The sequence below is a fragment of the Pedobacter sp. BS3 genome, from assembly GCF_008274585.1.
In the GTDB taxonomy this organism is placed as follows: Bacteria; Bacteroidota; Bacteroidia; order Sphingobacteriales; family Sphingobacteriaceae; genus Hufsiella_A.
Genome location: NZ_VTRT01000001.1, coordinates 1,235,236 through 1,251,643, shown reverse-complemented (window position 1 = coordinate 1,251,643; position 16,408 = coordinate 1,235,236). Strand labels below are relative to the sequence as shown.

Genomic DNA, 16,408 nt, shown 5'->3' with positions numbered 1-16,408 from the left:
AAGATTATATTATCTGTATTGAAATGATGCAGCGGTTCTTAAAATACCTTCACGTGCCGAAACAGGAAAGTCTTTTCCTATGGCTGCTTTAATTTTGGCATTAGAAACCACATAATTCTCTGTCAGCTTAGTAAGACGTTCTGTATTTAGGGGAAGCCGTAGTATATCACCCGCTTTAGCTACTGCTTTTATGAAGGCTTTAGGTATATGCCACAACCTGGGCTTATGTCCTATCGCTTCAGCCAATAGCTGTACTACTTCGTTGGTAGATAAGGCTTCGTCATCGGCAATATGGTATATTCCTGACGGAATATCGTTTTTGAGCAATTCTTTTATCACAAAACACAAATTCTCTACACTTAAAAACGACCGCTTATTTTCGAAAGCTGCCAGCGGGTAAGGAATACCTTTTCTTACAAACTGGTATAGCAGGTTTAAGTTCCCTTTATTTCCCGGTCCATGTATCATACAGGGACGAAGAATATAATATGATTTACCTTCCCGAAGAGTTTGTGATTGAATATATTGCTCTGCCATTAACTTAGATTTCCCGTAATCGGTTTGAGGGGCCGCAAGGCATTCCTCGGTTAGTGTTTCTTTTACTACATCAGCGGCGGCTTTTACAGAACTAATAAAAATGAACTTCTTTGCGTTGGACTCTAGGAAAGAATCATAGAGCTTTTTGGCAAGCTTGTAATTAACTTGATAATATTCTTCAGGATTGGATGTCTTTTTTAAATCATGGGCTTTACCTGCGAGATGGATAACAGCGTCTGTATTGTTTAATTGTTTAATTGTTAAGTTATTTAATTGCTGACGGTTGGGGGTATTTACACCTGAATCCTCCAGATAGTGTAACAGGTTCTGACCAACAAAGCCAGTTGCGCCAGTGACAGTAATTCTCATTTAAACTGGGCTAATGTTTCTTTATTAAACTTTTTACGTTCCTTATCGAAAAACCAACCCCATTTATTAAAATAGGTTATCATCGATTTAATATAAATCTTAAACAGTTTCCAGCTCTTATTAGCACCACCTTCATAACCATGATAAACTGATACTTTTGGGAAATAAATGGTTTTATATTTTTTGTGCATTCGCCGGGATAAATCAAAATCCTCGAAATACATGAAGAATTTTTCATCAAACTTGCCCACTTCTTTTATCGCATCCAATCTTAACAAAGTAAAACATCCCGAAAGAATGGGAACATTATATATTAAGCTATAGGGCACTTTCCTTAGCTCATATTTATTTATAAATGTTTCGCTAAATGGATCCATTTTTTTCAGTTTTCTCCTAAATATCCAAGCAGGGTGGGGTAGCAACTTCGGTAAGTTTTGAACAGAACCGTCTCCATTGAGCACTTTAGGCATCATCATTCCAACATCTGGATTCGCTTCCATATATTCAATCATCGGCGTAAATACATCTTCTTTAATTTCGATATCTGGATTGATGATGAAATGGTATTTTAATCCGTCTTCCATTGCTTTTCTAATGGCAATATTATGAGCCGCTCCAAAACCTAGATTGGAAGAGTTGTGGATATATATTACTCCGCTATCTTTTGAAATATTTTTAAGTACATCTGTTGGAGAGTTGTCGATAAGATAAACTTGCAAAAACTGTGATTCGATTACCCTCAATATAGTATTTTGGACGACTTTAGTTTCATTTTTAAATAATACAATACTAGCAGAGCCTCCTATATTACTCATATCTTAATCCAAGAATTCTGTTGAAAATCAAAAACCTTTATTACTTTACATGGATTTCCTACCGCAATTGAATTTGGAGGAACATCTTTTGTTACAACTGAACCCGCACCAATTATCGTCCCTTCTCCAATAGTAACTCCAGGCAAAACACATACGTTTTCTCCAAGCCAAACTCTGTCTCCAATATAAACAGGATCTGTATAAATTTTTCTATCCTTTGGCAATGAGGTCGGGGTATCTACATTCTTTCCTGAGTATATTCCATGATTTAAATCTGTAATAAAAACTTTGCTGGCAATAAGAACGTTATTTCCAATTTCAACTCTATACCCCGCTGCGATATGTACGTAATCATTTATTTCAACATTTTTACCAAAAATGACACACTTTTGAGTTAATTCTTTAATTGGATGTGCTTCTATTCTACATCCAAAACCAGAGGTAAACCCTTTCCCAATCGAAATATACTGCTTATTTCTAATATCAAATGGCAATCTGACTAATCTTGCTCTGGAGCATACAGTTTTGGTATATATTAAAGAAATAACGAGCCTAATTGATCCTAAGAGTCCGTATCTTTTATACATAAATAAGCATTTTAACACTTAAAACTTAAGACAAAAGTATTGAAAATAACTTATCCCAGTTTTCTGCAAAAGGTTCTGTCTTTTTGAGACTTCCTGTTTGATCATACTTTAATGTCCTTTTTTTGATAAATTCCTCCATAATACAAGCCAGTTGGCTTGTATTATCCGCGTCAAAAAACTTAACTAAATCATAACTTCCAACAGTTTCTTTTGCATATGGTAAGTTGACTGTAAAAATGGGTTTATTAAACTGTTTAAATTCGCTTATGGGCAACCCCCAAGTCTCTAGTTTGGACGGAAAAATCAAACAATCTATTTCAGAATATAAATTATAAACTTCGTCTCTGGAAACCAGCCCAATAAATCTCAGAGAATGCTCTGTACCATACTTTTTGATTATACTTTTGGAATAATTATTTTCTGAGCCATCAATTGTAATAATTACTTTATAATCAACAACGTTTCCTTGATTTAAAAGCTTGACAGCTTCACATATAATCTCTATATTTTTAAATGGGCGAGGAAACGTAGGAAAAAAGAACGTAGTAATTGCACTGACTTCATCTCTTTGCAAATACGTTTCAGGAACAATGGGTATTTGAGGAGGAGAAACTATTATCTGACTATTATTTATAGCGAACATTCGTTCGAATTCTTTTTTTATCCATTGCTGTTGAACCACTATATACTTATTTTTTTTTATATTAATTGCATATAAATATTTATAAAATAAGCGAAAAAAGAACTGAGTTGGCTGAACCACAATATCTTTTAAATTTAGTGTATTAAATGGGGAGGGATTATGACAATAAACTGCTTGGGGAATTCCTCTTATATTAGGAGTAATATCATGCAATGAGAACCAAAACTTAACATTATTTATAGAGGAGAATTTATTAAAGTAATAATATTCATAATATAACCTATATAAGTATGATTTTCTTGATTTAGGAAATTCAATGAATTCAATATTTGAGTAATCAGCTTCATTAAAAAGTTTTTTACTATGCACTAGTGCCATAATTCTCGTGTTGGCAATAATTTGCTGAGTATTTAGATAAGCTAAACAATCTTTTAAAACAGAAAGCGGACCTCCTTCAAAAAAATTGATAGCAGAGATTACAATTGTATACATTATAGATCATGAAGATGTGGGATATAAATAACCATATACATATAATTTGTCAGGAATCTGCTTAATATTTAAATCCCAATATTTTTCTAAAATAATATTTCACATAAAAAATTAGAGCATCTCTTCTCAATTGAACAACTGTACGAGCATTTGTTAATTGTTTAGCTCTTAAAACTTCCTTAAATGCTCGAGTACCTTGGCTGCTAACCCCTCCAACTCGCATCTCAGCTGTTATCTCATCTAAAAAACCTGCATTTAAACTACTATTTGCCCTAAGCAACATCTCGTAATCACCAACAATCTTAAAACTTGTATTAAAGTCCCCATATTTCAAAAAGAAATTCTTACTATGCAGGGATCCTACATGAGCAACATTCATATAAATTTGAAAACGTTTCCAATCGTAACGCTCTCCAATTAGCCCCAATGGCTTTCCATTATTATCTATCAAACACACCCTAGAGCTGATATATTCAAGTAAAGAATTATCAATATCAGCAATACGTTGAATATAACTATCTATAGCTTTAGGGAGATATCTATCATCTGCTCCTAAAAATGCGATCCAATTTCCCTCAGCCCTTTTTAATCCCTTGTTCCATGCGTCATAAATACCTAAATCCTTTTCAGACTCCCAATAGAAAATACTACTTTCATATTTTTTTATAATATCAACAGTGCCATCTGTTGAGCCTCCATCTATAATAATGTATTGAATCTTTTTATAAGTTTGAGTCAATACACTTACAATACTTTTTTCTAATGTATCTTCAGCATTATAGACTGCTGTTATAATTGTAACTAATGGTTCTTGCTTCATTAAATTTTAACATTCTTCAAAATATCATTATACACAGCATTTATATTACAAGCGTAATTACTCCATTTATAATGTCTTGAAATTTGCTCTACAGCCCCTTGTCCTATTCTCTTTCTTAGCTCATGATCTTTAATCAATCTTTCTATTGAATTGGCCAATGCTAAAGAATTTTTCACAGGAACAATAAGTCCTGTTTTCTCATTTTGAATAGGGGATCCACAATTCTCCGTAGTTATAACAGGAAGTCCAGCGGCCATCGCCTCCATTACAGATCTAGCAGAACCTTCAGCTAGAGAGGGAAAAACATAAATATCACTACTAAAAAAAAAGTTTTTTAAATCATCTTGCAAAATATTACCATAAAAACGAATGTTATTGGGGATCTTGTAATGTTTTTTGATAAAAGCCAACTCATCGTAATAACCTATCACATGCAACACAATCGGATAGCTCAATTGGTTCAAAATCTCCATCGCATCTATGAGAATATGAGCTCCTTTACGTATACTAAAACTACCCGTAAAAAGAAGATTAATTGTTCCATTAATGTCCCAATTTTGTTTTAATCCAATAAAATCTTCGCGAACACCCAAATAAACTATTCTTATTTTTTCTTTATTATAACCCCATTTTTGAAAAGTTTCTGCCACAAATTTTGAATTAACCAATAAATAGTCAGCCTGGGTACAATCATTTATAACCATTTGCCAAAACTCACTCCTTGGATTTAGATCAAAAGACATATTAAACTTTTCATACTCTTTGCTCAAAATTTCGTCAATCTCTAACGGATGAGCAATACTATGATCCACAATTATTTTTATACCTTGTTTTTTAGCAGCATTGATAGCTCCGCCTTGCCCTGCCCCGCTTCTTACATGAAAAATGTTTTTACCATATAGATATTTCTTTGAATAAGCTCCCCAATATTTCCATCCCATTGATGTAGCCGTCTCTAGTGGTAACAAACCACATTTAGAAAGCAAAACCAATAAATAGTAATAAAACTCAGGCCATAAGCAAAAGATAATCTTATCTGATGGCACATTTACTGGCACTCTAAGTTTTAACCGTTGAGACAACGAGCTTTTATCAAATATTCTTCCAATTAAGTCGACAAGTTTCTCCGGTATATACTTTGGTACCCAACCTATTAGAGTTACAAAACGAACATTTACTCTTTCTAAAGCTTCGCAAGCTTCACTAAAATGTAATCTACCTTGACCTTGAGATATTAAGACTTCTTTCTCCATTATTTTTAATCCCCCCTAAACCTTTTATATCATAACCTAAACATAACACACTCACAAAAAGTGGCCCTACTCCATAATTGGGTTCCTTAATCAAGGATCCAATAAATATACTCAATCCGAAGACGAATAGAGATTGCTTATCAAGTGAAATCGGCTCTGTTCTATCTCTAAAGTTCTTCATAAATCTTTTTATTTTATTATGCAATATATACAATATAAATAGAAGTGTTAGAAGCCCAACCTCTATTATTAACCTAAACATCAAACTATACGCATCCAATAGATTCAAATTTCCACTATCCAATTTATCTAAATAAAAAGCGGACTGACTATTAAAATTAAAACATCCTGTAGAACCCAGCCCAAATCCAAAAACTGGAGAATGCTTTGCTACATAGACTGCTTGTTCCCCTCCCCTTAGCCATGCCAACTGTGAAAGATTAAAATTTTCTATTATTCTAAAATCAAATTTCTCAACAAAATATTCATTATTAAGGACAATATACATCATTAGAATAAAGAACGTTCCTAATCCCAAGGAGACTTTAATGAAATTTTTCATTGTCAAACCGTATAAAACAAATAAAAAGGGGAGCAAAAAAACCAAGACAACGTGTGAAGATTTAGTAAGAAAACCACATACTAGAAACAATAATAAAAAGGTAACATCACAGATACTTTTTTTTAAATGATTACGATAAACAATTCTATACATCATTACAATAGCAAGACTAAAAAATATGAGTCCTGCTGTTGATGGCTCTTGAAAAAAAGCTTTGGGTCGATCCGAACGAAGAATAGTAAATTGAAACAGCACAACTAAACAACTAATTAGACAAGTTATAATTACTGATTTATAAATATTATCGCTATATAATTTAGTGGCCGAAAAATAAACGAATAAAAGACTTGAAAGCCAAAACAAAGCTGATAAAAATCTTGAAATTGGTGCATAATGCAGCAAAATCCATATTAGAACACTAATAATAATAAAACAGGATAATTTATAAAACTGGTTTTTTGAAATATATTTAATTCTTTCAAAAATCAGAACTTCGGCCATTAACAAAAGTACCAAAACTACTGGAAAGACATCAAATTTCGTAGTAGCCACACCTATAGCTAAGTTTTGAAAAGGAAAAAAGAGCAACAAATAGGGAAGAATATTTTTCATTTAGTTTTCAGCATTCTTTACACTCCGATTCGCCGATTCTATTATCTTACGCTCCCGGTTCTAACTTGCTCAATAACATCGTCAATTGCAGTAAAATATCTCCCCCAATTTAACTCTGCTCTAAACTTTTTATATGCGTTCCTAGAAAAAGTATCATATAAAACCTGATCTGTCATAAGTTTGACAATTGCACTCTCATAAGCTATATAATCGGCTTCTAGGGGTAAAGTATAACCATTATATAGATTCTCAACGTAAGAACACACGCCACCTGTTTCAGTAGTAATAACAGGTAAACTGAAGGCTGCAGCCTCAGCATATACGATTGCTGAACATTCTGCTCTAGTTGGGAGTATAAATAAGTGACTATTTTGATACAAACTTTGAATAGTTTTTAAATCCACTTCTTTATTCTTATCCAGAAAAGGATATATCTTTATATTACTGTCTAGCTCACAAGGAGGAATTGTTCCACAAATTGTTAAACATAAATTATCATAACCTTTTTCCTTTAACGAAAGGTAACTTCTGAGTAAAATATCTCCCCCCTTCCTATTCCAATCAACGCCAACAAATAACAAATTGAATACCTTATCACGACCAACTTCTCTTTCGATAGGACGATCAAAGACTATATTAACATTCGACCCAAATTTTGCAATACTAGTTCTCTTACGGTCAATATCATAATTTATAACCGACTCATTTAAAGCCCATTCCGAAGAAAATATAATATGATTACATTTCTTTATCGCACATTTTTCTACATGATTGGACTCTCTTATTGAAAATTTCCATAGATCAAACACATAATAATCAACAAGACTTAAAAATGTTGCATCTGTTAAATATATAATTTTTGCTGATGTTTTTAAAAAAGCTAATGCCGGAGAGGATATCACTGAAATTATGACTTCATAATCATTTTTTCTTCTCTTAATTATCCTATTAAGCTGATATGAGTATAAATAGGCTAATAATACCGAATGCCCATAGTTGTATCTTTTTCTAAACAGAAGCAAACTAATCTTATTGAAAACGGACAATAATTTCTTTAGATAAAAATCCTTCAAAGGACCAAATACATCTATATTTTCAAAATGCGTCTCTAGATGTGTTAATACCATATAATTAATACCAGACCAAGACCTTCTATCTCGTGGAGAATCAATCGTTACAAAACCAATCTTAATATCTTTTGAATTCTTCATAAAAAACTAAACCAATACACAGTCTCTACTAATGATTTCTATTTATCCAAGATAATATTAAAGCCTTATTATTCAAGTATAATCTTATTAATAAAGCAATCAACCATAAACTTGCCGCAATCATATAAAAAAGAAATGAAAGTTTTTGATAGCTCATCCTTAACCATATAGCTAATAAAATCAACAACAATAAACTAAAAGCTATAATCAAATTTCTAGAAAATACTTCAAAAAAAGGCGGCTTAAACGTTATATGATAATAAATAAATGTGATTGAAGTTGAAATAATTGTCGCAACGGAATATCCAATTATAACTCCATCACCATGAAAATACTTACCTAAAAAGTAACATAAGATATTACTAAGAAATAATAAACTAATATGATTCCCTAATATACCTTTCAAATTTCCTATTCCTATACTTGAAAAATATGCAGGAGCAACAATCAAACTAAAAAAAACGCCAAGTCCCATCATTAATAGCGAAAACTCAAATTCTGGTACTCGCAATTTTAACCAGATTATTGAAATAACAGGAGAAAAAACAATAATAAATAGAAGAAATAACAATGATATAGAAAAAACAATTCGTAATAAGATTGGATAAGTGTAATCCTTTGCCCCCATACTGGATGTTGTTTTAGAGACATATGGAACCATCACTTGATTCGCAGATGTTATTAGTACTTTAAATTGCTGTGCAAGTCTATTAGCCATTTCAAAATATCCTACATAAGCCAATCCCCCAAATCTCGAAAGGAATAATTTCAAGACTGGCTCAATTAAAATTGAACAAACACCAATTATTTGAAAACTTAAGTTATAATTTAATGTCTTTCTAAAGACACTTTTACTAAACTTAATTGAGAATTGGAAAGATTTAAAAATATACTTAGTAGCAATTATTCCTAAAAAGACGCTTAGTATCGCTTGTGCAATTTGAGCAATAGCTATTCCAAAAAGCTGATATTTATCTATTAAGAAATAAGAAAGGAAAAAGAAAAAAATTATCGATATAATCGAAATAAAACTGCGAAGACTGCTATGATGAAACCCATCTAAAGTAGATAAAAAAACACCTGATAATCCATTCAACCATAAAGTAATTAATGAGAATGGAAGTAAATTGAACGCCAAATCTAGTTCTGAACGTACTATAGCTTTCGGTAAAAAAAACTGTGCTAAAAAGTATATTATAATTACAACTCCTCCATTTAATAGTGAGACTATTAAAAAACTGGTCTGAACTAAATCATTTGCCTCCACGGAATCTTTTTTAGAATCTAGGACTGCTAAATATTTGACCAAACTTGCTGTTAAGCCCATTGTTGCAACATTTGCGATTGAGGATGTTGCTAAGATTATTGACCATACACCTAACTTCTCAGCGCCGACCTTGTGCAATAATAGAGTATAAATTAATAAATATATACCTGCCGTACAGCAAACCTGAATCCCAGAGAATATCGCATTAACAAATAATCTTTTCCTTATATATATTTCTTTCAGTTTATTCTTCAAGGATAGGAGAGTTAAAAAGCGCTATAAATGACTCTCCTTAGGGACAAAAAAATGATTGTCAAAAAAGAGAAGCCTGAAAAGAACGCCATGATTGCCAAAAAAGCATTTACAGTATTTTTCTCCAATGGAAGCATCGGACGATCCACTACCTGTATCAACGGTGTTTCTCTCCTTAACGTAACTTTAGCAAGTTCCAGGTTTTTCACCAGTTCCTCCAAAATAGCCGTATTGGCCTGTATATCTACCGTACGGCGTTGCGAAGGCACCCGTAATACCTGGCGGGCCGGGTTGGCGTTGGGGTTAGCGTCTATCGAAATGGCAACTCCACCGATTGCTGAGTTTAATTCCCGCCGTACCGAATCGGTTTGATGCTGTAAAATTGCCAGGTTTTCCATCGCCTTTTTAGTTTTGGTTTGCACGTAAAAATTATTCACGTTAGCAACCAGTTGATCGGTAAATTGTTTAGCAAATAATTCGTCTTTTGCCTTTACCTCTACTTTGATAATGCTTAATTTTTTATCCGGCTTACTTACTGTGAGATAATTTTTATTAATTGATTTAACGATCTCACCAACCAGGCTATCCTGCTTGATAGAAAACCTGGCCGGATCACCGGTAAACTGAATATTTTTTAATTCTTTCTTTTTATCCCAACCCTTACGTAATTCATTAAATTCTACAAAACGGTCGATCAGCAATTGCTTCCTGCCATTAAAATCAGCTTCGGTAAGCAACGTCTTCTGCAGCATGGTACGTGATTTGTACAATTCCATGATATTATCCCCCTGGAAAATACCACCGCCGCTCCCACCCAGATCAATACCTACCATAGCCGCAAGGCCCATGTACTGGCTTAATCCTCCGCCTCCTTTTTCATCTTCTAATACAAAGGTGGTGGTAGCGGTATAGACAGGCTTTTTTAACCATGCATACGTTAATCCTAATACTCCGCCCAGGATACCGGCCAGTACAATGGGTTTCCATTTACTCAGGAGATAACGGTACCATTCTCTGAGCTTCAGAATGAGCTCCTTTAGGGAGATCTCATCATCGGGATATGTTCGTTGTTCGTTGTTCGGCCCACCCCAACTCTCCCTAAGGGAGGGAGTTGTTTGCGGTTTGTCTTGTCGTTCGTTCATAAACTTATAACCTTATCAACTTCTTAACCTTATACTCAACCTATTTCGTTTTCGTCACTCGTCTTTCGTTATTCGCGGGGCGGCCTTGGCCTAACCCGGAGATGCTTCTCCCGAATATCTCGGGATCAGCATGACAAAAAGCTTGTCTTTCGTTAGATCATATAACCTTCTAAACTTATAACCCTATAACCTCCTTATCCTTATCCTCAGCCTATTGCGTTTTCGTTGTTCGTTTGTCAGCCTCACCCCAGCCCTCTCCAAAGGAGAGGGAGCCGTTTCACGTTCTTATTTAAAGCCTTTCCTCATTTATATATCACCAGGCTCTGATAAATGTTACCTTTTCGTTATCCGTTTGTTGTTGCTTGTCTGTCGTTGGTCGTCTGTCATAAACCTATAACCTCATCAACTCATAACCTTATCACCCTATAACCTTCTCAACCTTATGTTGGCTGTTGGTCGTTAGCCGTTGGCTGTTAGCCCGTAACCCCTCAACCTCATAACCTTCTCAACCTCAACCTTATCTTTGTCGTTTCCCGTTGGTTATAAACCTATAACCTCATAACCCTATAACCTTCTCAACCTCAACCTTAGCCTTAGCCTCATTTTCAACCTCAACCTCCCTTCACTTCCCAATACCCGTTCTTTGTGGCGCCTATACGTTTTATCATGCCCTTTTGTTTCAATCGGGCGATATGCCACTCTATCCCCCGGCGGGAAAGCCCGGTCTTTTCCATTAACTGTGCCTGGGTTATACGCGGATCATTAACCATGCTATCCAGTATAACCGCTACCGCTTTATCACGGGGCACAGTTTCTTCCACAGTTTCTTCCACAGTTTTTTCCACAGTTTCTTCCACAGTTTCCGGATATCCATCCGATACCGTTACCATAAACCCATCCGAAATATTTCTAAATTCGGGCATAGGCAACCGGGCGCCTGCAAAATAATCAATAATTCTTTTTATTCCCGAACCGTATTTTTCAATAATGCCCAGACTTTTACAAAAATCGGCAATTAATTTATTTCTTGGCGTTGATTTATAGTTATTGGTCAGCAGATCTTCTACGGTAATGTTATCCGGCAAACGCCCCGGGTTATAAAACTCTATTTTATGATCGTATATTTTCACGATGGCGTCGGAGGCCGAGCGATAGTCGCGGTGGACGACCATGTTCAGGACAATTTCACGAATGGCTTCCAGGGGATATTGCCATCTTTCGATATGCCGGGCATTCCCGGTAACAATAATTTCCTTGTTTATGTGCTTTCTGACAAAATCCAACACCTGCTCTGCCTGGGTCAGGATATCCGCTTTGGTGCGAACCGCATCCTTTATAATAATATCCGACTGAAACCGGCCTAATTCAATGGTAGTTAATACCGAATCGCTTTTTGCGAATAATAAATAAGCCGCGTTGGTCAAAGCGCTTTCCCGCACCAGATCATTTTTCAGTAAAAAGGTCAGCGGATCATCATGAGTACGGCCTCCGGCCTGGTTCATGGTATCAATGGCCAGTTGCACTTTCTCCAGTGAAATACTTTCAATAGAAAACTGATTATTGAGATGGTAATCCCAACTGGTATTAAAGGTCTGCAGGTGCATATTCACTACCTCGGAGGTAGAAAGCAGGTGATTGGAGTTCGCTACCCGCTTATAGTATTTCCCCCTTACCGAAACCGGTTTGACCGGATATTCCTGGATGATAAAAACCACAACTTTTTTTGCCCCGGTCGCTATAACATCTACATCAGGAATAAGCATGGGGGATGTTTTGGTTTTAATTTCGTTGACCCAGGTTTGCACAGTTTCTGTATTCAGATCAATACCCACCGCAGTCCCCTTGTGAATACCTATCAGCACCTTACCGCCACCGGTATTGGCAAAAGCAACCAGGCTTTCAATAGCTTCGATGTTAAAGCTGCTTTTGAATTCAACTTTATCATTCTCTCCTTCTGAAATTAACTTATGCAGTTCCTGAAGGTTCACGTCTTATTCGTTGTTCGTTATTCGTCCTTCGTTAGTCATAAACTTATAACCTTATCAACTTCTTAACCTTATCCTCAACCTGTTTCGTCTCCGTCACTCGTTTTTCGTTGTCCGGCCATTATTGGCTGGCCTCTGCCCAACCCCGGAGATGCTTCTCCAGAATATCCCGGGATCAGCATGACAAAAGAACGTTGTCTTTCGTTGTTCGTTCATCGTTATTCGTCTCTCGACTATAAACCTATAACCTCATCAACTTCTAACCTTTGATTTCCCATGGTCGTTTATCGACTTTCTCTGTTGGCCTTATACCGTACACCTTTAACCTCGCTTTGATTGCTTAACCGTCTCTCTCACTTTCCCTAAGCAGACTTCGCAATAACGGGGCTGACAGTCGTTGTTCGTTATTCGTCCTTCGTTGGTCATAAACTTATAACCTTATCAACTCCTAAACTTTGGCTTCCGCTGGTAGTGGATCTAAAACTTATAACCTATCATTTCAACCTTTATCGCCTTCAACCTTTCTCCTACCTCGCACTATTCATAATACCGATCACAATAGCACCTAATGAAGCGATGGCAGAAGCCAGACCAATGGTCTCACCTGTTGTTAAGTGTTTACGTTCCGGTTTTGTTGGCACGAAAATCTCTGCTCCGGGACGTACAGCCGGGTAGTTGTTAAAGAACAAGAACTTCTTTGTACTCTGCACCGAACCATTGGCATAAATAATATACGCCCGTTTCTTGAGCGCTTTAGTACTAAATCCTCCGGCATTGGCTATATACTGCCTGAAACCTTTCCCTGTAGAATACAGCACTGTAACCGGCGAAAGCACTTCTCCCCTGACTTTTATAGTTTGTAATTGTTTGGGCACGGTTAAAATATCGCCATCCTCCAGGAAGAGGTCATACTTCGAACCTGGTTTCTCCAGTATTCTGCCCAGGTTAATGCCCACATAATCATTCTGCTTGGCTTCTTCCACCACGTCTATTTTAACGGTATCTGTCAGCCGTTTCTGTAATCGCTGAAACTGATTCAAACGGTCATTCTCCCGTTTCTTCTCCGGCGGTATACTGTCACGCGTTACGTGACCGGGGCGTTTTAATGAGGCGCCGTCCGGGTAAGCCAGGGCCGTAAAACCACCTGCACGCTGCACCAGGTCTGAAACCCGCTCATCACGTCGGGTAATAGTGTAAGTACCGGGGAACAATACTTCGCCTTCCACACGCACCTGCTTTTGTTCTTCATACCCGGCAGAGGCCCGCACAGATACAATATCAAATGGTTTCAGGATAAATTTCTTTCCTTTTATCCGCAGATCCTGGTCAATATTGATCTGGTAAACATCGGCAATATGGGCTGAACTGGATGTTGCATCGCTATTTTTCACCCGGCGGGATACCTCTATCCGCTTTGCTGTAGCGCCCTCTTTAAAGCCTCCGGCTTTCATGACCAGGTCTTCCAGCGTCATATTATCTGCATAATCAAATGAGCCCGGGTAACGCACCTCACCATCAATAGACACTTTATATTCTTCGCGAAGATCGAAAATGGAGGAAATAGTTACCACATCTTCCCGCTTTAGTGCAATGTCGTCGCCTTCGCCCTTTAGTATTTTACCTAAATCGAATGAGATCAACTGTGTGGTATTATCATCATTTAACCGGGTAATATAACCACGGGGTAAGAAAGCGTCTTCTTTTATTCCATTGGCCTTTTTAATAAGCTGTGAGAGCGTTAAACCGTTCTCCAGCTCGTATTGCCCCGGACGGAATACCGCTCCATTGATGGTTACGCGGTTCTCAAATCGATCCAATATCTCATCCACAAAGAATTTATCACCGCTTTGTGGTACATACGAATCATAATCTGCAGCCATCACATCGGTAATTTTACGCTCCGTGTCGGTGTTTTTCAGCACCTTGATCTTCGCTTTATAAGCAACCTCGTTAAATCCACCGGCAAAACGTAACAGATCCGACAGGCTTTCGGAAGTCTTCATCTCAAATATACCGGGGCGCTTAACCTGCCCCACCATTTCCACGCGGGTTTGATAGGTTGGAATATGAATAATATCCTGATCCTGCAAACGTATATTATTTTTGAGGCTACCTTTTAACAGGAAATCGTAAATATCCAGCGTGGCGATCTTTTGTCCTGCCCGGATAATTTCAATATTCCGGAATGAGCCGTTATCGCCAGGGCCACCGGAAGCATACAGGGCATTAAATACGGTTGCTACCGAAGGCAATGTGTATGTTCCCGGCTTCACCACCTCGCCGGTAAGAATAACTTTAATGCTGCGGATATTACCCAATGCAATGCTCAATGAAGTTCCGCCATTACGCAAACCAGAATACACCGTGGCCATGCGTGAACGGATACGGGAAGTGGCCTGCTCAATGGTCATACCGGCAACGGGAATGATGCCTACGTATTGTAGATTGATCGTCCCTTCGGGCGAAACGCGTAATTTATAGCTGGCTTCTGAATTACCATAAATATCGATCAGCAATTCATCGTCGGGACCAATGACATAATTTTTAGGTGTTGCTAAACGCAGGTTGGGCTCAAAGGTGATCTGGTTATTCCGGAAGAGATCGGCTCCAAAAATTTTTGAACGCAATTCACTAAATACTTTTTGTCCTTCTATCTGTGGGTTAGCTGGGTTTAATTCAAGCGAATCGTCAGGCGGATTATATTGCCTGCCTCTGCTCAATACCTGATTATTCCCTGACCGATTATTTACCGATGTACCTTGTGTACCGGATGCTGACTGACCGGATCTTATTTTTTGAACGCGATCCCTCAGTTTCTGAATTTCGCCAGCATTCATCCCTCTTGATAATGCAACCTGCTCTAACTGCGCATCACTCAATCCGCTGGCTTCTACCCGGTTTATAAACTCACGTATCTGGTCATCGCTCAGTTCATCTACCTTAATGTTGCTGAAATTCTGCTGATTAATACTCTGAGCACGGATGCCGCCTGTAAAAAACATCCCGGTAAGGAGACAAACGATGAAAGCGATTTTTTGTATGTTCATGAATAGATTCTCTTTGGCAATTGGCAAAAGTAATATTTATTTGGCTATGTGCTTAATTGTTGGTCGTCTTTCGTTGAGCGGCCCACCCCAACCCTCCCTAAGGGGGAGTTGTTTCGCGTTCGCTGGTCGTTGGAAGACAAGCCCATTTATCACTATAGTCATGTCAGATTCTCTAAATCATCCATATCTTTTGGTCTGGCACTGGCCTTTTTAGCGGTCAGCAAATCATTCAAATGAATGGTCCTGATTTTTAGATCATCATCCTTAAATTCAACTGCGTTTTGATAACATTTATTAAATTCCAAACCTTTTATCTTGACCATTATATCAATGGCTGCCGGGGGCCGGCCATACGTAAATACATCCCAAACCGGATGATGCAGAAAATTTTGCTCGGTCATATCAAAAACCGGCATTCCAAACTTTTCAAAAACATGCCGAATCTTCGAGTAATTATCTGCACTTCTTTCTACCCAAATATCCATATCACCCGTTGTCCTTGAATAACCATGCAATATCACTGAGAACCCTCCGACTAAGATATACCTTACCTCACAGACATTCAAATAATGAATAAACGCTCTAAAATCAGTATTGAAAATATTACCCATCTTTTCTTGCACGTACTGAAAACATGGTCTTATCCATCAATGGCGGCCTATTCTCGGGATAATTAAATGCTATACTATTCAGATAGTTCGCAATTTTCAATCGCTCCTGCCAGGATAAACTCCTGTAATAACGAGCATGCTGCGCAGAAGCCTCTGATGCGGTTTGCGCTTTAAAAGCTGTTTTATCTACACGGTATGACATC

General features: G+C 37.0%; 14 protein-coding genes. All 14 read right to left on the bottom strand.

The features are described 5' to 3' along the window. Nucleotides 1–9: 9 nt before the first annotated feature. A complete protein-coding gene (locus tag FW774_RS05260; protein WP_149347069.1) occupies nt 10–906 on the bottom strand; it encodes an NAD-dependent epimerase/dehydratase family protein in 897 nt (298 codons plus the stop codon). Then, the gene (locus FW774_RS05255; protein ID WP_149347068.1) at nt 903–1,721 is read right to left on the bottom strand and encodes a glycosyltransferase family 2 protein; all 819 of its coding nucleotides are present in this window, start codon (nt 1,719–1,721) and stop codon (nt 903–905) included. Before FW774_RS05255 ends, FW774_RS05260 begins: the two co-directional genes overlap by 4 nt. Continuing rightward, nucleotides 1,718–2,308: a DapH/DapD/GlmU-related protein gene (locus tag FW774_RS05250; RefSeq protein WP_149347067.1), complete on the bottom strand. Its 591-nt coding sequence runs from the start codon at nt 2,306–2,308 to the stop codon at nt 1,718–1,720. The genes FW774_RS05255 and FW774_RS05250 overlap by 4 nt, the downstream gene beginning before the upstream one ends. Nucleotides 2,309–2,333: 25 nt before the next feature. Beyond that, nucleotides 2,334–3,443, bottom strand: coding sequence for a glycosyltransferase (locus FW774_RS05245; protein ID WP_149347066.1), 1,110 nt, complete (start codon nt 3,441–3,443; stop codon nt 2,334–2,336). Between the two features lie 61 nt (nt 3,444–3,504). Further along, a complete protein-coding gene (locus FW774_RS05240; protein WP_149347065.1) occupies nt 3,505–4,263 on the bottom strand; it encodes a glycosyltransferase family 2 protein in 759 nt (252 codons plus the stop codon). Beyond that, on the bottom strand, nt 4,263–5,516 hold the full coding sequence (locus tag FW774_RS05235; RefSeq protein ID WP_149347064.1) for a glycosyltransferase family 4 protein: 1,254 nt from the start codon (nt 5,514–5,516) through the stop codon (nt 4,263–4,265). Before FW774_RS05235 ends, FW774_RS05240 begins: the two co-directional genes overlap by 1 nt. After that, complete coding sequence (locus tag FW774_RS05230; RefSeq protein ID WP_149347063.1) at nt 5,479–6,690, bottom strand: hypothetical protein; 1,212 nt, start codon at nt 6,688–6,690, stop codon at nt 5,479–5,481. The genes FW774_RS05235 and FW774_RS05230 overlap by 38 nt, the downstream gene beginning before the upstream one ends. Nucleotides 6,691–6,731: 41 nt before the next feature. Continuing rightward, entirely contained in the window at nt 6,732–7,901 is a 1,170-nt protein-coding gene (locus tag FW774_RS05225; protein WP_149347062.1) for a glycosyltransferase family 4 protein, read from the bottom strand. A gap of 28 nt (nt 7,902–7,929) precedes the next feature. Continuing rightward, a complete protein-coding gene (locus FW774_RS05220) occupies nt 7,930–9,423 on the bottom strand; it encodes a lipopolysaccharide biosynthesis protein (RefSeq protein WP_149347061.1) in 1,494 nt (497 codons plus the stop codon). 11 nt (nt 9,424–9,434) lie between these two features. Continuing rightward, nucleotides 9,435–10,562: a Wzz/FepE/Etk N-terminal domain-containing protein gene (locus FW774_RS05215; RefSeq protein ID WP_149347060.1), complete on the bottom strand. Its 1,128-nt coding sequence runs from the start codon at nt 10,560–10,562 to the stop codon at nt 9,435–9,437. 611 nt (nt 10,563–11,173) lie between these two features. Beyond that, entirely contained in the window at nt 11,174–12,550 is a 1,377-nt protein-coding gene (locus FW774_RS05210) for an ATP-binding protein (protein WP_149347059.1), read from the bottom strand. A 524-nt stretch (nt 12,551–13,074) separates the two neighbouring features. After that, nucleotides 13,075–15,594 carry an SLBB domain-containing protein gene (locus FW774_RS05205; RefSeq protein WP_149347058.1) on the bottom strand — a complete coding sequence of 840 codons (2,520 nt, stop codon included), beginning with the start codon at nt 15,592–15,594 and terminating at the stop codon, nt 13,075–13,077. Nucleotides 15,595–15,752: 158 nt separating this feature from the next. Then, a complete protein-coding gene (locus tag FW774_RS05200; RefSeq protein WP_149347057.1) occupies nt 15,753–16,205 on the bottom strand; it encodes a DUF6036 family nucleotidyltransferase in 453 nt (150 codons plus the stop codon). After that, a complete protein-coding gene (locus FW774_RS05195) occupies nt 16,198–16,407 on the bottom strand; it encodes a hypothetical protein (RefSeq protein ID WP_149347056.1) in 210 nt (69 codons plus the stop codon). The genes FW774_RS05200 and FW774_RS05195 overlap by 8 nt, the downstream gene beginning before the upstream one ends. Nucleotide 16,408 lies beyond the last annotated feature (1 nt).